The sequence below is a fragment of the Serratia sp. 14-2641 genome (genome assembly GCF_001692375.1).
Taxonomy (GTDB): Bacteria; Pseudomonadota; Gammaproteobacteria; order Enterobacterales; family Enterobacteriaceae; genus Chania; species Chania fonticola_C.
This window is the reverse complement of the sequence record NZ_LXKR01000066.1, coordinates 133355-152924: the sequence shown is the minus strand read 5'-3', so window position 1 is coordinate 152924 and position 19570 is coordinate 133355. Positions and strand designations below refer to the sequence as shown.

Here is a 19570-nt window from a genome sequence, read left to right as displayed (position 1 = left end):
ACGCTCTCAGACGCCCGTCACGACGTGCAGTCCGTTAACCCTACCCTGATTTAACTCCAAAAATCCAACGCCGCCACGACGCGAAAAAACAATTATTTTTTGAAAATAAAATTCACTCTGCGCGCAATGCTATCCCCACCACGCCTGCCCGCTTCATGAGTCGGTTTTCATGCGAATGCAAGCTTAAGGAAAGCCTAGATATGTGCTGGCCTGCCACACCTCTTCTACCTATCCCCAAAGAATGCAAAATCATGCAGCAGCGCGATGCATGCCCCATTCCTTACTTTTTAAATAGCGGCCTATATTTTTCTAGCGGTTTTTTGAAAGCATCCCCCTCTGAAAGTTTAAAATCGCCACTCCCTCCTGGCAGATTGAAATTGTTGAACTTTTGTATATTCGCCCTAATTAACCAAGACATCGACAGCATCTCCAAAGAAACTCTCAGTAGCATTTGTCGAGAAACTCCCCATATCATGTCATCATTGAATTTTTTAAACAATAATGAATAGTCTCCATCCAAATCAATAACAAGCTCAACCCCTTCAGATTCTGAGGTTTTTTTCATCTCATCCAGAGAAATAAAGCAAAAAATCGACAAGTCACCACTTATGAAGTCACATAAATCTGATTCATCCTCTATCAGAAGAGTAAATGGACTCAACGGCATCCATTGCGAGGCATTTTTAATATCATTCAAATAAACACATTGTGTTTCACTCGTGATAAAATCAAATTTATCTTTAATTTCCTGAGGGTCATACTCTCGAACTGCAACTATATGAAATCCCTTTTCCGGCTCTACGACTGAATATCCATTTTCTTTGCATTCTCGCAGACAATCATTTAAAGCCTTTACATGATACTCTGCTGGCAGGTTCATGGCCTCTCTTTTGATTAACGGGATACCACGAAACCCTTTTGCTTCATCAGTCGTAATGAAATTGGTTATTTTTTCAAGACTGGCTTTCTGCCTCTCGATTCTTTTATTAACGTTTGAGCTAGATTTAACCTCTATAAGAAATGGCTCGTCATTTCCCAACAAAGAAATGTCACCATGTCTAACACTCATGGTAATATCATGTAATAAAGCCGGAATGCCTTGTCTAAATGCAATTTTTATTAGGGCCCACTCGTCACGTAATCCAGACTTACCGCCCAAGTCACCAGCATGCTCCTTAACATTATAATCCAATGAATTATAAAAAAGCTGCTTAATTGTAAACCTATCTATGTATATAAACGCCACGCCATCACCAAACATTCTATAGATATATACATCGAATTTCTTTTCATTGATTAGGCTGGCGATATTTTTTATTTCGGATTTAACTAAAGCCGACTCCTCCTTTGATAGTCTATTTTTCCTCAACGAGCTTTTTAACATGGCCGACTTTCTTTTAAGCCTCTTTATATCTCGCTCCCGCCTCAATATTAAATAAACTATTTTAAATTGAATTTCAAGCATCAAGGAAAAATCAGATGGATTAGAGCTTAATTTATTAAGCATGATTTTTAAATCGTATAATCCCCGATTTTTAACCGCCTCTTCCAAAACAACCCCCTATGTCAATCAATATTATTTCCGGGTTTACAATGACTTTATCAACCTTATAACAACCCGACTTCGCAAACTTATGCCTTACCTGTCCTGTAACCAATTCTTCAGATTAGATATGAAAACTTTAACCGTTGCAACTGTTCTCTCCGCCAAGTCTCACTGATCTCCATCGACTTGAATCGATGGAGCGCTCTATTCCGTCGTTTCAATGAATTTCGAACAGCCTATTGATCACTATTCATAACAATTAATACCGATCTTCCAGTTGAATGATTATCATTCTTCTTAATCAGATAGCCATCCCAGTCATTTTTCTATTTTGAGATTTCTAGATATTGATAACAAAATTTGTATATAACTTTATATTTTACGCTTCGATACTAAATCCCAACCAACAAGTGGTGGATACGAAAATTCTTTACCATTGAAGCTGAACTTAGCCCCTCGTGTAAGCGCTTTAAGTTCCCAACGCTCGGCGATGATGCCATCCTGCGCCAGTTCCAGGCGAATTCTAGAAATTCGGTCACGTTCAGCCGACGTCAGGCGGGCTGATGGGGCGTCAATTCGTGATTTATTGTGGTTTTTGATGCGCCGCTGGCCGCTGGTTTTTGGAAATTGCTCCCTTATTGCGTCCCTGAGCACCTTGGCGACGTCCGGGTCATTCCAGCTAAAATCCCCGCTCTCAATCAAATTCATCACCGCTGTGACGTACTCAGGCGGCGCAACAGTCAATACTGGCTCCGGTTCTGACCCAACCTCCCCACAGTTATTGACAGGACTCCGAGGCGCGCCAGAGGCGCTTTTTAAAGTCAAAGGCTCAACGTCAACGGCTTTACGGACAATTCGCCATTCCGTTGTACGGGTTTCAAATACGTGGCCATGGCCAAGATGAGGCGCGAAGATGCCGACCACCTTTTGCACCTCTTCATCGTAGGCATTCGGCTCATCGGCCACCTTACGTGCTACACGTACGGTCTGAACGTCACGCGGCACGTTTGCCCCGCCCTGCCCGGCGATGTATGCAGCAAAGTCACCGGCATCAGCAGCAGCCCGAACCGCCTCGACCCTCTCGTCAAAGGTGTCAGCCAAGCTAATCCCGCGCAGGCAACTGGCACGACACTCGCGATACGCACCCATGGTAGGAACACCAATAGATTTAAATTGAGGGATGCGCCACGTTGATGCCCAGGAGGTCACAGCGGCCGCCATATCCCGCAGGGGCTTACCGGTGTCGTGATCGATCTCACCGTCAAGCGCATAACCGTCGATATTCTTGGCAATGTATTTAGCGATGTAACCCGCTGCGCCGCCCTTATTCAGGTGCTTGCAGTCAAAGCGGTTTTTGGTTGCGCCACGCTCGTCGGCATCTTCTTTCATGGCATACCGGCGCATGATGTCGATAACTTGCTGGCGCTGCTTACGTTCGCAAAACAGCATCATGTGCCAGTGCGGCGTACCGTCGTGATGCGGCTCAACAACGCGCATACCATAAACATTCAGGTCACGGTCTTTAAACGCGGTACGCATTTTGCTCCAGATGCCAACAAGGTAGCGCTGACCGTCTTTAGGGGAAAATGCCTCTACATCCCAATTGTGGTTAAACTGAACCTGGGAATTGTTTTTCATACCGACGACGCGCGTCGGGTGGTATTTGGACGGCGTGGTAAGAGTGATAAACATGCCGACATCCCTCTCGCTGGCGGCATACTTTTCAATCCCCGCAATAGTGCTCATCAGCTCCATGCGTCGGATTTCAGGGTTAGAAATGCTCGCCATGACCTTATCAATCAGATCAAAGCGCTCACCGGTTTCGACGTTCTCTAGGTCGCACCCTTTCAGGTATTCCATATTGGCTAGTCGCCGCGCCTGCACATCCCTGATAGCCTGCTTGCTGGCGTATGGGTATTTGTTACGGTTGACCTCACCGGCAGCTATCAGCAACGCCTCGCGCCAGCGCGTGCGCAGTGCTTTCAACTGACGTTCCCACCATTCGGAGTTAACCAGCCGTGACAAGCTGGCAATCGCTGAGGGGGCATCAAGCGCACCCTTGCGATATTTGCGCCAGTGCATCGGGGTAACATTAAACGCGCGGGCCATATTGCCAACTTGGCCATAAAAATCAGCCTGCACGCTGTCGCTGATTAACCCGGTGTTATCGCCGCCATTGGCTTCGATAAACTCCTCGCAATAACGCTCATAGTTCTGCATTAACTGCCCAGCAATGCGGTCAGCAAAACGCCGCAGCTCTTTATCATCCATACCCGGCAGGCGTGCATAGTTGTCAACCTCCGCCATAAAGCACGGTGACGCATTGAGATCCATGGCATTTTTAGCGTTAACGATTTCGATACGCGGCCAGATGCGGCGCTGAAACTGGAGCATTAACCATTTATTGGCATCGTGTAGCCCTTTATCTTTCAGCAGGTAAGCATGACGCGACAGGAAAATCGCACTAAGGAAGTGCGGGAGGGATTGGATATTACGCAAAACAGCTTGCCCCTGAGCGTGTTGCTCACGGGTAAGCGGTCTCTCTTTGCCAATAGCTTTCTTGGGGGCATTCCATGGGTGAACACCGACGAAAGGCTCGCCGGTGTTGCCTGGGTAGGCAAGTGGTGGCGTGGGGGCAATGCGTCCCCGACCTGCCTCGCTCACTCAACAACAGCCGAGTGATTGGCGAATGCCGCTTGGCACAGCAGGCCAATGCGCTCAACCTCGGAAGCCAACTCGGCAAGAGTGGTAGCGTCAGAATCGCGGATACCCTGATGAATCAGACCCGAAACCAGTTGCGGGATAGTCGGGTAATAGCCAATGGCATCAAGCCACTCTTTGCCTACTTCTTTACCGGATTTAACGGTCTTTCTGCGGTTAAGGATGAATTGGAATGTGTCACTAGTGATTACCCAATTTTTATCGATTCTAATTTCCATGCTGTTTCCTCAATCGTAATTTTGGGTTTCTGGTCTGCGTGCAAATTCTGAATCACTCAAATCAGCCGCAATGAAATGACCTACCAGCAAAACCAGTAGGCCGAATAAAATAGAGAACTCCGTCATGACTGCCCCGCATAAATTTGACTTTTAGCCTCTCTAACCTCCTGGCAAGCCGTGCAAGTTTCCACACCCGGTAAAATTTCCCGGCGAGCATCTGGAATTAATTCCCCACAGTCATCACAAAAGAAAACATTACGACCAGCACGAACAGCGCGAGCTTTGGATATCTGCGCATCCAGCACCATCGCCTGTCGCTCTTGTGCTAAATCCATTAAATCCGGCATGGTTACCACACCTCATTTTCATTAAGTGGTTGACCCGCCTTTTGCGCAAGCGCCTCATGGTTTAACTTCTCAGACTCAGCGCGGAGGAGTTCGATAATTTCAACGCTAGAAAGGTGGTTCACTGTCGCATAGGTTGCCATGCGGTCTAGGTGTGACGAGAAACTGGTCGCAGCGTCAGCCTTGGCCTCGTTGCGGGCGTTTCTCAACATCCAATCACGTGACTCATTGTCGGCCTTATTACGCATTGCTTGGCCAACGGTTTTATACATATGCATATAAACCTCCAGATAATAGAATGCCCGACGCAATGAAGCGCCTTTAAAAAGAACAGGTATTAATTAATGTAAATACTTTTCGGGCTTAACAGCCGTTAATATTGTTGGAGCGTGCTCAAATAGGTTGAATAATTCACGTAGGGCCTTGAATAGAGCCTCTCGCCACGAGCATGATTCATCATCAATGCGCCAGTATGGTTGGCTGAATTCGGCCTCGGTCAATCCCGCATGAAGAAATAACGTGCGGCGCTGAGCAATGGTCAATCGGCCAATATAGCCAGACTTGCTAATGCCGTGCTTGCGGTACTTTGCAAACGCACTGCGTAACTCACCAATAGCACAGACAACGCGCTCGCAGTCGGCCTCAGTCATTTCCTCCAGTTTCAGCACAGAGTGACGCTGTTTGAGCTGCGCATGAAAACAGACAGTCAGACGCTCACGCTCCATCATGTCGTTATAGAAATTGCAGGTATCACGCCAGCGCGGAGCGGCAAGATGCTTACCGATAAGACCACGCAGCCCGGCGGGCTGACTACGGACGGTTGCAACAGTCATGACTGTCATTTGAACCCCCTCCGCAAAACGGATTTGATTGCAGGAATCCAACGGCCAGCGCGACGGGTGCGGATGATAATGCCCTGGCGGCCTTTGCCGTGGGTGATAGTGGTATCAAGCGTGCGGGCCGTCTGGTTGTTCCAGAGCAGCGGCGTGATAGATATTGGCTGTTGCATATAACTCCCTAATATTCCCCATTGGTAACCACCCACGTCGTAGGCTGTTGCAAATAGGTGCCGGGTTTTATTCATGCCCGGCGCATGATTCCTGTGGTAAGATTGAATCGCCAAAAACAACCCACCATAGATGGAACTAATAAATGTCCAATAAAGTTATCGAAGTTCACCCCAATAAGATTTTCACCGGTGCCGTTGCAAGCGAAAACAGGATTTCCATTACCGCTCAATTGCATTCCGACGTTAAGCTCGCCCCCGAAGGATTGCTCTCGCTGGTTATCGACGTCGAGCAAGCCAATGCCTTATATGATTCCTTAGGTAAATGGCTTAGCACGAAAGACAAGGAGTAAGCTGACTACAAACCCTGGGATTTGCATGAGCCTATTCAAATCCCGGGGCGCACCCTTCTAATAAATTAATGACAGACGTGACCTCACGCTCGCTCTGATTATTGTCTCCCCGACATAGGCTGATGCCATAAAGAACGTCTCCCACAACTTGTCTATTTTTATAAAATGACCTTGCGTAAACTCTCGCGCCACCGTAACCACCCACTACCATTCTCGCGTCTCCAAACGCATAAATGGCATCAACATGACCATTGGCCTGTACGTCCCCGCAAGCGCCAGCAGTCCTTAGCAAGTCGTTTTCATGAATCAGCTTACTGACGCATTCCTCAATTTTATCTATAAAGCCTGTTGCCGCTGCCGCCCCATTAATGGTAAGCGGCGTCTCGCGCAAGTCATTAATCAAGGTGAAAATAGGCTCGCGTGGGATGTTTTTTTCATTCTTGCTCATAGCTGGATATCTCCGTTGTTGAAAATAAAATTCATACCTATCGAACTGGTGAAGATGGCTCACCTAGTCCAAGCCACTGCAACCAGCCGTCGCGGATTTCTTTCGGGCGACTCTCGAAAGCCAATTTCATCCCCTCATTCCATGCAGGGAGGTAAACCCAGTATTCAGCGCGCGCCGTTGGCACTTCCGGGGTGCGCATTTCCACAACTGGCAGTTTGTTCTTATCAATCATGCCCTTTACCGCTTCAGGTGTTTTGCCGATGACCTTGGCAAATTCCTGATAGGGCAATGCGTCAGAAAGCCTTACTACTTGCTTTTCCATCTGGTAACCTCTCCGATTGTAGTAATCAGTTGCCTATAGGGGCTTATAGTCACCTATAGTGCTTTTGATACTACCAATAACAATTAATTACTACGATTTGCAAATAATCATGCAAAGGGAGTCCCATGTCAATAGACATAGCAGAGAAGTTAAAGCTGATTAGAGAGTCAGAAAGATTAAATAGAAAGGAATTCAGTGAGTTAACTGGGGTTCCTTATAGTTCACTATCCAGTTATGAGACGAGATCTAAAGGGATGGGACTAGATGCCGCGATGAAAATCCTGAGCCATCCACGGTTTGAAAAATATACTTTATGGTTTATGAGTGATCGAATTTCACCCGAATCCGGCCAAATAGCGCCGGCACTCGCACACTTTGGGCAAGACGCAACAACCTCGCAGCACTCAGACCAAAAGACTGGCTAAACATTCACTTAAATTATCTATTCAATAATTTTCGTGTAAAAGCCAGTTACATTCATGAAAGTAAAATCTTCCTCGGAGGGCTTCGCGATGGCGATTAAGAAGCTCGAAGATGGTCGATATGAAGTGGACATAAGGCCGAACGGGCGCAACGGAAAGCGTATCCGTCGGAAATTTGACAAGAAGCACGAAGCACAAGCTTTTGAGAAGTACACGCTTGTGAATTATCACGACAAGGGGTGGCTAGCAAAGCCAACAGATAAGCGGTCTTTATCTGAGCTAATTGAGCTTTGGTGGGTGTATCACGGTAAGACCATAGACCATGGCCAGTCTTATCGTTACAAACTCAACAAGATCAACCGGAGTATGGACTACCCTGCGGCGTTCCAAATAGATAAAAGGCGTCTTGCTAACTATCGGGTATTGAGACTGAGCGAGGGTGACCAGGCTTCTACGCTTAACCGTAATCTTGTTGTTCTATCGGGGATGTTCACCTTCCTGATTGAGGCAGGCTTGTACCACGGCGTTCACCCATTGCGCGGGATAAACAAACTCAAGGAAGCCCCGACGTCTATGGGATTTCTTTTACAACCCGAGATCGAACACCTGCTTGCAAGCGCGGAAGGTGATAACTACAAAATTGCAGTTTTGTGTTTAAGCACCGGCGCACGATGGGGAGAGGCTAGCCAATTACGTGTTGAAAACGTCATCGGCGGCAAAGTGACTTTTGTACATACCAAAACCGGTAAAAGGCGTTCTGTGCCAGTTTCTGAGGATGTTAGAGAGGCCTTGTTCACTCGAGAAACAGGCAAGCTATTCCCAGATGCAAGTTATGACGCTTTCCGCACGCTGATTAGGACGATAAAGCCAGATTTACCGAAAGGACAAGCGACGCATGTTTTGCGTCACACGTTCGCAACGCACTTCATGATGAACGGAGGAAATATTGTGACTCTGCAACGCATTTTGGGCCATGCCAAAATCACTCAGACAATGACATATGCACACTTTTCGCCGGACTTCCTGAACGATGCTATTTCGTTCAACCCATTGCAAGGCAAAGTCGCCGTTTAGCGTCCACATACTGTCCACACTTGAGTTGTTTTTGACGGCTTACAGATATCTGTAATGCTGATAAAACATAGAGTTAATGTCAGAAGGCAGGCCCAGCCTGCCGTAAAAAGGGCCTCGAACGAGGCCCTTGGGAAGATTACTTGGCACCCACCGCCTCTGGCACAGCAGAGCTGCCCATCGCCTTCTCATCGCGAATTATTGAGCGATCCTTACGCACGTCAGCCACATCGGAGGCACTGATGGCTTTGGCGTTGTTACCCCAACTGGAACGGATAAAATTCACCACGTCTGCTACCTGCTGGTCGTTCAAGCGCCAGCCAAACGGCGGCATGGTGAGGTTGGAAACCGACCCTTTCACCGCTGGCGTGGTATTGCCGACCAGCACAATGTGGATCAGCGAGGTCGCGTCTTCGGTCTGCACCACCGGGTTACCCTTCAGCGCCGGGAAGGCACGCTTGTAACCAACACCATCGGTACGGTGGCAAGCGGCACAGTTATCGACGTACAGCGCGGCTCCGGGCTTGCTGTCGTTACCACGCCACAAATCTTTGGCGACGCTGTCTTCAACCGGTGCGGCCTGCTGTTTACCGTCTTTCGGCGGTAAGGTTTTCAGATAGCGGGCGATCGCGGTCAAATCCTCATCGCTGAGATATTGCAGGCTATGTTCGACCACGTCGCTCATGCCACCAAATACTACCGACTTATCGTTGCGGCCGGTTTTCAGGAACTCGGTCAGTTCGCTCTCGCTCCAGGTGCCTAAGCCATCTTTATTATCGCCACGCAAGCTGGATGCTACCCAACCGTCGATCGGAGCGTTGCTGCCGGACAGGTAATCATCCCCTTCCGTATTGCTCAACGCCTTCTCTTGCATAGTCAAGCTACGCGGCGTATGGCATGCACCACAGTGCCCCAGCCCTTCGACCAGATAGCGGCCACGTTCGATAACCGGATCGGCGTTGGCGTTTGCCGCAAAATCGGCCGGTGTTGGTGCAAACATCGAACGCCAGATATGCAGTGGCCAACGCATGGACAGCGGCCAGGGAATATCAGAGTCTTGGTTCGCTTGTTCTACTGGCTGCACGCCGTGCATGAAATAGGCGTACATGGCACGCATATCCTCCTCTTTCACCAGCGCAAACGAAGGATAAGGCATCGCCGGGTACAGGGTGCTGCCGTTCTTGGCGACGCCTTTGCGTACCGCATTGTCGAAATCTTCAAAACTGTAATCGCCAATGCCGGTGGTTTTGTCCGGGGTGATGTTGGTGGAATAGATAGTGCCAATCGGCGTTTCCATCGCCAAACCACCAGCAAAGGGCACGCCGCTTTTGCCATTGGTGTGGCAGGCCACACAGTCACCGGCACGTGCCAGATATTCACCGCGTTTGAGCAATTCGCTGCTGACCGTCGCGTCTTGCGCCAAAACGGAAAAACTCAGTGCACTGAGAACCAGTGCGGGAACCAAAGCTTTCATCACTCGCATCCTCATGCCTGCACCAATGGGCCTGGGTTTTTCAGATACTGCTCGCGAATGGCGCGGGCAGACCAGTAGGCCAACGCGGCAACGGTGCCGGTCGGGTTGTAGCCCAGCCCCTGCGGGAAGGCCGATGCGCCGATCGAGAACACGTTATGCACGTCCCAACTTTGCAGATAACGGTTTACCGCGCTGGTCTTGGGATCTTCCCCCATCACCGCACCGCCGTTCATGTGCGTAGTTTGGTAGCTGGTGGTATCGAAATGGCTGTTGGCGTTTTTCGGGCTGCCGGAAATCAGTTTCGGGTTCATCGCCTTGGCGATCGGGGCCATCTTGTTAAACATAAACTGCGCCATCTTGATGTCGTTTTCCTGCCAGTCGAAGGTCATGCGTAGCAGCGGTTGACCAAAGACGTTCTTGTAGGTCGGATCGAGATCGAGGTAGTTGCTACGATAGGACTGGTGCGCGCCATGCGCATCCATAGAGACATGGTGCGTATAGGCATCCGCCACCGCGGCTTTCCACTTGCTGCCCCAAGCTGGAGTGCCAGGAGGCGTCGGCAACCCGGAGATAGGCTTGGTACCCGCCTGGTTAACCCAGAACGGTGAGCCACCGACAAAACCCTCTTTGCCGTGGTCAAAGTTATCCGCATTGAAATCGTCTACGCCGACGCCGTTACCACCCGCGCCAATAAACGGGTTGGTATGGACGTCCTTATCGAAGAACGCCTTGATGGTAGTCATGTTCTGGTAGGCAAAATTACGCCCAACCACCCCTTCACCGGTCTGTGGATCGTAAGGTTTGCCAATGCCGGAGAGCAGCATCAGATGTACATTGTGGAACTGGAAGGCCCCGAGGATCACCAGATCGGCAGGTTGTTCAATCTCGCGCCCCTTAGCATCGATATAGTTGACCCCGGTCGCCCGGCTTTTGTCGGCGGTCAGGTTAACCTTCAGCACGTTGGCGTTGGTGCGCAGCTCAAAGCGCTTCTCCATCCGCAGTGCTGGCAGGATATTGACGTTTGGCGAGGCCTTGGAATACATGTAGCAGGCATAACCGCTGCAATAACCGCAGAAGTTGCAAGGCCCCATCTGTGCGCCATAGGGGTTGGTATAGGAGTCTGAGGTATTGGCAGAGGGCAGATTGTAAGGGTGATAACCCACCTCACGCGCCGCCTTTTCAAACAGCTGCGCGGAGAAGGTGTTCTTCTGCGCTGGCAGTGGGAAATGGTCGGAACGGTCTGGTGCAAAAGGGTTTCCGCCTTTGTCTTTACCCACCAACTGTCCCTTCACCGTCCAGGCGGTACCTGAGGTGCCGAATACCTTCTCGGCCTTATCGAAGAACGGCTCAAGCTCGTCGTAGCTCACCCCAAAATCCTGGATCGTCATATCTTTTGGAATAAAGCTTTTGCCGTAGCGCTCTTCATAATGGCTGCGCATACGCAGCTCGATAGGATCGATACGAAAATGCACGCCAGACCAGTGCAGGCCAGCTCCGCCCACGCCGGTGCCCGGCAGGAAAGCAGCCAATTGGCGATAAGGCACTGCGGTTTGGCTGGTGTTGTGACGGATGGTCACCGTACTTTTGGAAAGGTCCTGGAACAGCTTGCGGCGGATATTATAGGTCAGTTCATCGATCACCTGCGGGTAGGAACCGTCTGGGTAGGTATCGCGCATCGGGCCACGCTCAAGCGCAACCACGTTCAGCCCAGCCTCGGTCAACTCCTTGGCCATAATGGCACCAACCCAACCAAAACCGACGATCACCACATCCTGCTTCTTCATTACCGTTGCCATAATTACCCTCTCTCCCCACGAATCGATACCGGTGGGAAGGGATAACGTTCCCCTCGCTCAACCCAGTCCATAAAGTCGGCGCGCGCACCCGGAAAATTAATCAGCTTCCATCCCACCATCTCTTTGTTACCGCCATGGATCGGATCGCTGAAAAAACCTTCACGGGTGTTTTGCAATAGATAAGAGAAGAATAGCTTGGCAGGCAGTTGCGCAAAATCGGCCTCACCGGATTCGAACTTCTGCAACAGCGCATCCTGTTGTGCGCCATCCAGCTCGGCGAATACTTTACCTGTCGTTTTCTTGCTGTAGGCATCCGCATCGCTGATACCCAGGTTATAAATCTGTTTCGGCACCAACGGCAGTTGATAACCCATTTCCGGTGCAACATCGGGATTGAACGGCCCTTGCATGTACCAGATTGAACCGGTGGCATAAGGCGTATTCATCTGCCGATCGATAAACTCCGGCACGCCTGCTTCCAAAGCGCCAGGGCCGCGCTCGTCCACAGGGATCAAACGCGCAACCGCCGCCTGAACAAAGGCCCACTCTTCGGGGGTAAAGAAGGTCGGTTGATACTCTGCCTGCTTGGGAGCATCGCTAGCGGCAAGCACGGGTGTGGGCGCCGTCAGGGCACTAACACCGCTGCCACCGATAACGGCTGCGGGGATCAGCGTCATCGACTTCAGCAAGAAATCACGCCGGGAGTTGTTGGTTTTATCGTTCGACATAGCACATTCCTTCCAAAAAAAATCACAACTATTTAACCTCAACCTCGCGATCTATACGGAGTTTAAACATATATTGTTACGTAATTGTTTATTTTTTGAAGGTCAAAATGTGAGCTTTGGCAGCAATGTTACCGGTAACTATTTGATTGAACGTAAAGTTTTCTTTGTTAATGTAAAATTAACAATTTGTGCGGTTTTTTAGTTCAAAAGGCGGGAGAACAGCGGAAATGGGATACAGAGCACATTTTTACCGGCAAGAAATAGCAAAACCGGCCCTTTATTGAGGCCGGCTGTAGGCAATCTGAGGCTAGTCGGCCATCGCTTGATAAGCAGTGGTAACCTTCCACAAGTAACGCGGCGCTTGCGGTGCCGGGTGTTTCTTCTGGATATGCTGATAAAACTCGTCCGGGCTCATCTGATTGATGCGGTTTACCGCCACACGTTTATCCGATGAGAAGGTCCGTAACATCGCGCCTGCCCCGTTCACATAGGAAACGATGGTGGCATAACGTAACGTTTGTGGATTAGTGATCCCGGCTAGCTGCTGGCTTTGAAGAATATTGATATAGGCTGTTCCCAGATCAATATTGACCGCCGGATCCTTCAACTCACGTGAACTAGGCTGCCCGTTCTTTCCTTTCATACGGTAAGCATCGCGTCCAGCGGTTGAGGCTTTCAGCTGCATGAGCCCCACGGCATTCGAGGTGCTGACCACATTCGGGTTAAACCCGGACTCCACCTGAATGATCGCTTTAATCAGCGTTTCGTCGACGCCATAGTTGCTGGCGGCCTGACGGATATAATCGTTATAAGCGACCGGTGTCCCGGTACGGTTGCTTGGTGTTTGCGGTGGGGTTTTTAGCCAACCGCCCGAAGTGCCACTGCCTGCCTGGTTGCCGGTTGTTTGCGGATCTTTCGCACAACCGGCTAATAGTACGATTGCCATCAGGCAACCTATTTTTGTTTTCACAGAATCCCTCACTCCTTTCAATGAGTTGCGTAGCATATACAACTGGTAAGGATACCTGCATAACTTTTTTGGTCTATTCTCAGGCTATCCATATACCAAGAGGTGATTTATGAGTCAATCTTCGTCCATAGGATTTGTGGTGTCTTTCACCTATCCGGAACAGAGCTTAACCGATTTAGCCAAATTAACCGGACAAATGACACTGGCCGGTTTTTCCACCATGCTCAGCGACAGCAATGGCGTACCCCATGAGCTGGGGATCAACAGTTTTTCGCTAACAACGCCATTAAATCAAGAAGATGTCAAACAGTTGGCACAAGGGTTGGGCGAGGTGGCATTGGGGGCAAAACCCGAGGTGGAGATAGTCACAGGCAGTGACTACTTTAAGCGGTTACATCCCGATACATAAAATGTTATAACTCACATGGCGGTACTATTTCATTAACAACAAAATAACCCCTTGGCAAAGCGTGGTGATGCTTGACTTCTGCTCAATTGATATTGATAATCATTTTCATTTGAATCAGGAGACGTCATCATGCCAATGAAAAACAACGTATTTACTCGTCGTCGTTTTAGCTTGTCCCACTTTCGCCCCCTTGCCCTGCTCTGCGTATGCCTCAGCGTTGTTGGTGTGAGCCAACCTGCTTTGGCAAAGGAAAAGCTGCGCGTGGTGACAACCTTCACCATTATCCAGGATATCGCCCAGAACGTGGCAGGCGACGCCGCTGTGGTAGAGTCCATCACCAAGCCTGGGGCGGAAATCCACGACTATCAGCCCACGCCGCGCGATATCGTTAAGGCACAGCACGCCGATCTGATTTTATGGAACGGAATGAACCTGGAGCGCTGGTTCCAACGCTTCTTCGAAAATATCAAACAAGTGCCCGCCGCCGTAGTGACCGAGGGGATCACCCCGCTGCCGATCCACGAAGGCCCGTATAACGGTAATCCAAACCCCCATGCCTGGATGTCGCCAAGCAATGCGCTGATCTACATCGAGAACATCCGCAAAGCGCTGGTACAGCACGATCCTGATAACGCGGAAACCTATAACCGCAATGCCAAAGCCTACGCTGAAAAAATCGCCGCGCTGGATGCCCCGCTACGCGAGCGTTTGTCGCGTATTCCGTCAGCCCAACGCTGGCTGGTGACCAGCGAAGGTGCCTTTAGCTATCTGGCCAAAGACTATCAGCTGCAAGAAGTCTATCTGTGGCCGATCAATGCCGACGAACAGGGCTCACCGCAGCAGGTACGCCGGGTGATTGATACCGTGCGGGCCAACCACATTCCGGTGGTGTTCAGCGAAAGCACCATTTCGGATAAACCTGCCAAGCAGGTGGCCAAAGAAACCGGCGCACAATACGGCGGCGTGCTGTACGTCGATTCGCTGTCTGCCGCCGATGGGCCGGTGCCCACCTATATCGATCTGCTCAATGCCACCGTGCAGACCATCGCCAAAGGATTCAATCAATGAGTGCAGAGACCTTTATCCGCCCCGAACTTAGCGTGGATGACGTATCGGTCACCTATAACAACGGCCATACGGCGATCCATAACGCCAGTTTTACCCTTAGTGGTGGCTCGATCTGTGCGCTGGTAGGGGTTAACGGCAGCGGAAAATCGACCCTCTTCAAAAGCATCATGGGCCTGGTAAAACCCACCTCTGGCCAGGTGATGCTGAGCGGCCAACCGGTTGTCGCCGCGCTGAAGAAAAATATTATCGCCTACGTGCCGCAGACCGAAGAGGTAGACTGGAACTTCCCGGTGCTGGTGGAAGACGTGGTGATGATGGGCCGCTACGGCAAAATGAACTTCTTGCGTATTCCTACCAAGGAAGACCGACTGCGGGTCGATAAGGCGCTGGAACGCGTTGGCCTGAGTGAATTGCGTAGCCGACAGATCGGCGAGCTTTCCGGCGGGCAGAAAAAACGCGTATTCCTGGCCCGTGCCCTGGCTCAGCAGGGAACGGTGCTGCTGCTTGATGAGCCTTTTACCGGCGTGGATGTCAAAACCGAGAACGCCATTATCGAGCTGTTACGTTCGCTTCGCGATGAGGGGCACCTGATCCTGGTATCGACCCACAACCTCGGCAGCGTACCGGAGTTTTGCGATCGGGTGATCCTGATTAACCGTACCGTGCTTGCCGCCGGCCCGCTCGAGACCACGTTCACGCAAAGCAATCTGGAACTGGCGTTCGGTGGCGTATTGCGCCATATCAACCTCTCCGGGCCCGATCTGCACGATGACAACGATCCCCGCACCGTGACGGTAATCACCGATGACGAGCGCCCTGCGGTGTTTTATGGCCATACCAAGAGCGATCCTCCGGCGCAAAGCCAGCAAAAGGAGAATAACCCCTGATGCTCGAGATCCTGCTGCAACCGTTCAACTACAACTACATGGTCAAGGCGATGTGGGTCAGCGCCATTGTCGGTGCGGCCTGCGCTTTTCTGTCGGCGTATCTGATGCTGAAAGGCTGGTCGCTGATGGGAGATGCACTTTCCCACTCCGTAGTGCCTGGCGTGGCCGGTGCCTATGCCCTCGGCCTGCCCTATGCAGCCGGTGCGTTTTTCACCGGCATGCTGGCCGCGCTGGCGATGACGTTGGTACGCCACGTTACCCGCCTGCGTGAAGATGCCATTATCGGTTTTATTTTCTCCACCTTTTTCGCCGTCGGCCTGTTGATCATTTCGCTCAATCCCACCTCGGTGAACGTGCAGTCGATCATCTTCGGCAACATTCTCGGCATCGCAGACGAAGACGTGTTGCAAGTGGAGATTATTATCGGCGTTTCGTTACTGATCTTATGCCTGGTGTGGAAAGACCTGCTGGCGGTATTTTTCGATGAAAACCACGCGGTATCGATCGGGCTTTCGCCACTAAAGTTGAAGATCCTGTTCTTTACCCTGCTGAGTGCCTGCACCGTGGCTGCGCTGCAAACCGTCGGCGCCATTCTGGTGATCGCCATGGTGATCACTCCCGGTGCTACCGCCTATCTGCTGACCGACCGTTTTGGTCGGCTGGTGATTATCGCCATCGCGATCGGTGCCTTAACCAGTGGCCTTGGTGCCTACCTCAGCTTCTTCGTCGACGGGGCAACCGGCGGCGTGATCGTCACGCTGCAAACGTTAGTGTTCCTGGCGGCCTTCCTGTTCGCACCGAAGCACGGGCTGTTAGCCTCAAAACGCCGCGTCACCCGTGGCAACTCTCCGGAGGGCAACTGATGGAACTCCTGTTGCAATGGTTCTCAGAGCCGTTCGCCTATCCCTTTATGCAACGCGCCATCATCGCGGCTATCGTCACCGGTGTCGTCTGCGCCGTGCTGTCTTGCTATCTGGTGTTGAAAGGCTGGTCACTGATGGGGGATGCCATTTCTCACGCCGTGCTTCCCGGCATTGTGTTGGCCTTTGTGTTCAGCATTCCGCTGGCGATTGGCGCGTTTCTTTCCGGCATTTTCTGCGCGGTCGCGACGGGCTATCTGAAAGAACACAGCCGGGTGAAAGAAGATACGGTGATGGGGATCGTATTCTCCGGCATGTTTGCCTTTGGATTGGTGCTGTTTGCCCGCATCGATACCGATCAACACCTCAGCCATATCCTGTTCGGCAATATGCTGGGGATCACCGACGGTGAACTGCAGCAAACATTGTGGATCGCCGGGATCACGCTGGCGATCGTACTGCTCAAGCGCCAGGACTTTATGCTCTACTGTTTCGATCCGAACCATGCGCGCGTCATTGGTCTGCCGGTGAAGTTACTGCACTACGGCTTACTGTGCCTACTGGCGTTAACCATTGTGGCCTCGCTACAGGCGGTGGGAGTGATCCTGGTGATTGCGATGCTGATCGCACCGGGGATCATTGCATTCACCCTGTGCCGCAGTTTCAACCGGATGCTGATCGTCGCCACCGTCGCTTCGGTTTTTTCCTGCGTGCTGGGCACTCTGATCAGCTTTCATATCGACGGCGCAACCGGGCCGTGCATCGTGATCGTGCAGGCGCTGCTGTTTGTCATCGCCCTGCTCTATAGCCACTTCAAACCCGTCGTCACGAAATCACCGTAGTTAAAACCAACCCGTAGGCGCCGCATGCGGCGCCCATTTATTGCTGCTGATAAATATCGGGCCGTGCGATCTGCCAGACAAAGTCCTGCTTATTGACCGGCTGATAGCCTACCTGTTGATACAGCCCCGGGGCACTGCTGACTCGGCTCCATTGCCCACTCCCGTGAAAATTGATTGGTTTGAAAGTAACGTCTAAACATCGTCGAGCTTTTGCCAAGTTGCAAGCTGAGACGTACTTAAATTAATCAATAGCGTATATACTTTGACCAGACACGCGGCGATGATATTTTCGTCAATAGATGGCGCAGCTGTGCGCCACATCGTGTTTTCGCCGCAGGAAAGACGCTAACCTAATGAAATCGCAGGCAACACAGAAGGGGATTACTATGTGGCAAGCCGTTAGCCGTCTGTTAAGTGAACATCTTGGCAGCGCAGAAATCCGCGAAAGGACTGAACTGCCCGGGGGAGAAATCCACCCGGCGTGGCGCGTGAGTTACGGTGACAGCGAGGTGTTTGTTAAATGTGATACCCGCGAAATGCTGCCGATATTCACCGCAGAGGCAGACCAACTGGCGCTGTTGGCGCGCAGTAAGACCGTGCGTGTCCCCGAAGTGTATGGGGTTGGCAGCGATCGCGATTACAGTTTCCTGCTGCTGGAGTATCAACCCCTTAAGCCGCTGGATGCGCACGGGGCGCACTGTCTCGGGCAACAACTGGCCCGCCTGCACCAGTGGAGCGAACAACCGCAGTTTGGCCTCGACTTCGATAACGACCTTTCCACCACGCCGCAGCCCAACGCCTGGCAACGCCGCTGGGCAGAATTTTTTGCCGAGCAACGCATCGGCTGGCAGCTACAGCTGGCGGCGGAAAAGGGCATGACCTTCGGTGATATCGACGAAATTATCGACGTGGTATACCTGCGGTTGCAACACCATCAGCCACAGCCTTCCTTGCTGCACGGCGATCTGTGGCCTGCCAACTGTGCTCAGGCCACGGACGGGCCTTTGCTGTTCGATCCAGCCTGTTACTGGGGCGACAGGGAGTGTGATTTAGCGATGCTGCCGCTTTATCCTGAATTGCCCGCCCAGATTTATGACGGCTATCAGAGCGTGTGGCCGCTGGAGGCCGGGTTTATCGAACGTCAGCCGCTGTATCAGCTTTATTACCTGCTCAACCGCAGCAACCTGTTTGGCGGCCAACATCTGGTCATGGCACAGCGGGCCATCGACAAGCTGCTGCATCCAGAAACGCTCTAAACGATAAGGTGCCGCATGCGGCACCCCAGATTGATGACAAAGCGGCAATATTACTGACTTATCTTAACGGGCGCAGTATGCAGCGCCCCTACGCCACTCCGGCCATTTGCCCTAGCAACTTGAGCACAAAATAAGCCACCACGGCGATCACCACCGGCAAGATATACAGCGGGAAGTATTGCAGCAAAATGGTGTGGTGCGGCAACGTCACCCGCTCTTCCAATTGTGCACGCGTGTGCCCTTCGCTACCCTTGGCCTGTTCCAGGATCATCTGATCTTCCAATCCTTCACGGATAAACTTCACCTGACGCGACATGCGCGCACCGGAAGTCTGCAATGCCAGGCCGACAAAAATCAGGAAATAGATAATGATAAACATCAGATTAGCGCCGCTAAACAGGCCCTTATCCACGTCCGGTACCGGTGAGTTGTACCAGAAAATATTCAGGAATGGCGTATTGAAACGCACCATGTCGACCATAACGTGGACAAAATCCAGCATCACGGCGTTGATCCCTCTGGACTTCTCACTGTGTTGATAAACAAAACCCAGCAGTGAAACCAGCGTTGAAAGTAACGCCGGGATGAAAACGACCCATCCGAAAATGCGTTTCAATATGGCAACGCGCCCAGCCTGTTGATACGTCATGTGTTCCCCTTGTAAGCGACGTAACCGTTGTTGCGCTAAGTCTACCTGTAGTTAATGAAACTCGCCCACCGTTTTCTTCGTCTTCCTGTCTGAATCCAGTGAGATCCAGCACTTTGAGAAAACACCCCGGGCCCGAAGGGTGCAGGTGTCTGAACAAAAATGATAGAGTGGCGAAAACAT

23 protein-coding genes and 1 pseudogene are annotated in these 19570 nt (G+C 51.2%); 9 read left to right on the top strand and 15 right to left on the bottom strand.

The genetic code is table 11. From position 1 onward, the window contains the following. Positions 1-280: 280 nt before the first annotated feature. The 7 genes from A6U95_RS21915 to A6U95_RS31285 form a co-directional block, all read right to left on the bottom strand. Positions 281-1552 carry a hypothetical protein gene (locus A6U95_RS21915; RefSeq protein WP_065686004.1) on the bottom strand — a complete coding sequence of 424 codons (1272 nt, stop codon included), beginning with the start codon at positions 1550-1552 and terminating at the stop codon, positions 281-283. Between the two features lie 366 nt (positions 1553-1918). Further along, positions 1919-4210, bottom strand: a complete 2292-nt coding sequence (locus A6U95_RS21910; RefSeq protein WP_065686003.1) for a replication endonuclease — start codon at positions 4208-4210, stop codon at positions 1919-1921. Further along, positions 4207-4485: a DUF5405 family protein gene (locus tag A6U95_RS21905; RefSeq protein ID WP_065686002.1), complete on the bottom strand. Its 279-nt coding sequence runs from the start codon at positions 4483-4485 to the stop codon at positions 4207-4209. Before A6U95_RS21905 ends, A6U95_RS21910 begins: the two co-directional genes overlap by 4 nt. Before the next feature lie 122 nt (positions 4486-4607). After that, the gene (locus tag A6U95_RS21900; protein ID WP_065686001.1) at positions 4608-4832 is read right to left on the bottom strand and encodes a TraR/DksA C4-type zinc finger protein; all 225 of its coding nucleotides are present in this window, start codon (positions 4830-4832) and stop codon (positions 4608-4610) included. Between the two features lie 2 nt (positions 4833-4834). After that, positions 4835-5107: a DUF2732 family protein gene (locus tag A6U95_RS21895; protein ID WP_065686000.1), complete on the bottom strand. Its 273-nt coding sequence runs from the start codon at positions 5105-5107 to the stop codon at positions 4835-4837. Positions 5108-5170: 63 nt separating this feature from the next. Further along, positions 5171-5671: a replication protein B gene (locus A6U95_RS21890; RefSeq protein WP_065685999.1), complete on the bottom strand. Its 501-nt coding sequence runs from the start codon at positions 5669-5671 to the stop codon at positions 5171-5173. Then, positions 5668-5838 carry a hypothetical protein gene (locus A6U95_RS31285; protein WP_198927317.1) on the bottom strand — a complete coding sequence of 57 codons (171 nt, stop codon included), beginning with the start codon at positions 5836-5838 and terminating at the stop codon, positions 5668-5670. The genes A6U95_RS21890 and A6U95_RS31285 overlap by 4 nt, the downstream gene beginning before the upstream one ends. 143 nt (positions 5839-5981) lie before the next feature. Here A6U95_RS31285 and A6U95_RS21885 point away from each other — a divergent pair, with 143 nt between their 5' ends. Further along, positions 5982-6188 carry a hypothetical protein gene (locus tag A6U95_RS21885; protein WP_065685998.1) on the top strand — a complete coding sequence of 69 codons (207 nt, stop codon included), beginning with the start codon at positions 5982-5984 and terminating at the stop codon, positions 6186-6188. 31 nt (positions 6189-6219) lie between these two features. Here A6U95_RS21885 and A6U95_RS21880 read toward each other — a convergent pair whose 3' ends face one another. Then, on the bottom strand, positions 6220-6636 hold the full coding sequence (locus A6U95_RS21880) for a hypothetical protein (protein WP_065685997.1): 417 nt from the start codon (positions 6634-6636) through the stop codon (positions 6220-6222). A gap of 37 nt (positions 6637-6673) precedes the next feature. Then, the gene (locus A6U95_RS21875; RefSeq protein ID WP_021178192.1) at positions 6674-6958 is read right to left on the bottom strand and encodes a Cox family DNA-binding protein; all 285 of its coding nucleotides are present in this window, start codon (positions 6956-6958) and stop codon (positions 6674-6676) included. 125 nt (positions 6959-7083) lie between these two features. Between A6U95_RS21875 and A6U95_RS21870 the strand changes: the two genes are divergently transcribed. Next, positions 7084-7383 carry a helix-turn-helix transcriptional regulator gene (locus tag A6U95_RS21870; RefSeq protein WP_039995119.1) on the top strand — a complete coding sequence of 100 codons (300 nt, stop codon included), beginning with the start codon at positions 7084-7086 and terminating at the stop codon, positions 7381-7383. An 87-nt stretch (positions 7384-7470) separates the two neighbouring features. Continuing rightward, a complete protein-coding gene (locus A6U95_RS21865; protein WP_065685996.1) occupies positions 7471-8454 on the top strand; it encodes a tyrosine-type recombinase/integrase in 984 nt (327 codons plus the stop codon). 136 nt (positions 8455-8590) lie between these two features. Here the strand turns inward: A6U95_RS21865 and A6U95_RS21860 are convergent, their stop codons facing one another. The 4 genes from A6U95_RS21860 to A6U95_RS21845 form a co-directional block, all read right to left on the bottom strand. Then, positions 8591-9925, bottom strand: a complete 1335-nt coding sequence (locus A6U95_RS21860; RefSeq protein WP_065686212.1) for a cytochrome c — start codon at positions 9923-9925, stop codon at positions 8591-8593. A gap of 11 nt (positions 9926-9936) precedes the next feature. Beyond that, positions 9937-11721: a GMC family oxidoreductase gene (locus tag A6U95_RS21855; RefSeq protein WP_065685995.1), complete on the bottom strand. Its 1785-nt coding sequence runs from the start codon at positions 11719-11721 to the stop codon at positions 9937-9939. Positions 11722-11723: 2 nt separating this feature from the next. Then, complete coding sequence (locus tag A6U95_RS21850; RefSeq protein ID WP_065685994.1) at positions 11724-12449, bottom strand: gluconate 2-dehydrogenase subunit 3 family protein; 726 nt, start codon at positions 12447-12449, stop codon at positions 11724-11726. A gap of 307 nt (positions 12450-12756) precedes the next feature. Next, a complete protein-coding gene (locus tag A6U95_RS21845; protein ID WP_021178197.1) occupies positions 12757-13419 on the bottom strand; it encodes a transglycosylase SLT domain-containing protein in 663 nt (220 codons plus the stop codon). 109 nt (positions 13420-13528) lie between these two features. Here A6U95_RS21845 and ghoS point away from each other — a divergent pair, with 109 nt between their 5' ends. From ghoS to A6U95_RS21820, 5 genes are all read left to right on the top strand, one after another. Continuing rightward, positions 13529-13828 (top strand): type V toxin-antitoxin system endoribonuclease antitoxin GhoS, encoded by a 300-nt coding sequence (ghoS, locus tag A6U95_RS21840; RefSeq protein ID WP_024486844.1) that lies wholly within the window; start codon positions 13529-13531, stop codon positions 13826-13828. 129 nt (positions 13829-13957) lie between these two features. Next, positions 13958-14896, top strand: coding sequence for a metal ABC transporter substrate-binding protein (locus A6U95_RS21835; protein WP_065685993.1), 939 nt, complete (start codon positions 13958-13960; stop codon positions 14894-14896). Next, positions 14893-15783 carry a manganese/iron ABC transporter ATP-binding protein gene (locus A6U95_RS21830; RefSeq protein WP_065685992.1) on the top strand — a complete coding sequence of 297 codons (891 nt, stop codon included), beginning with the start codon at positions 14893-14895 and terminating at the stop codon, positions 15781-15783. Before A6U95_RS21835 ends, A6U95_RS21830 begins: the two co-directional genes overlap by 4 nt. Further along, positions 15783-16646, top strand: coding sequence for a metal ABC transporter permease (locus A6U95_RS21825; protein WP_024486841.1), 864 nt, complete (start codon positions 15783-15785; stop codon positions 16644-16646). The genes A6U95_RS21830 and A6U95_RS21825 overlap by 1 nt, the downstream gene beginning before the upstream one ends. Next, positions 16646-17485, top strand: coding sequence for a metal ABC transporter permease (locus tag A6U95_RS21820; RefSeq protein ID WP_065685991.1), 840 nt, complete (start codon positions 16646-16648; stop codon positions 17483-17485). The genes A6U95_RS21825 and A6U95_RS21820 overlap by 1 nt, the downstream gene beginning before the upstream one ends. 37 nt (positions 17486-17522) lie before the next feature. On the opposite strand, the pseudogene A6U95_RS31610 reads toward A6U95_RS21820, so the two are convergent. Continuing rightward, a pseudogene (locus A6U95_RS31610) lies at positions 17523-17624 on the bottom strand (N-acetyltransferase); the annotation flags it as partial. 247 nt (positions 17625-17871) lie between these two features. Between A6U95_RS31610 and A6U95_RS21815 the strand changes: the two are divergent. Continuing rightward, positions 17872-18741: a fructosamine kinase family protein gene (locus A6U95_RS21815; RefSeq protein WP_065685990.1), complete on the top strand. Its 870-nt coding sequence runs from the start codon at positions 17872-17874 to the stop codon at positions 18739-18741. 88 nt (positions 18742-18829) lie between these two features. Here the strand turns inward: A6U95_RS21815 and A6U95_RS21810 are convergent, their stop codons facing one another. Beyond that, positions 18830-19390, bottom strand: coding sequence for a YniB family protein (locus tag A6U95_RS21810; protein ID WP_065685989.1), 561 nt, complete (start codon positions 19388-19390; stop codon positions 18830-18832). Positions 19391-19570 lie beyond the last annotated feature (180 nt).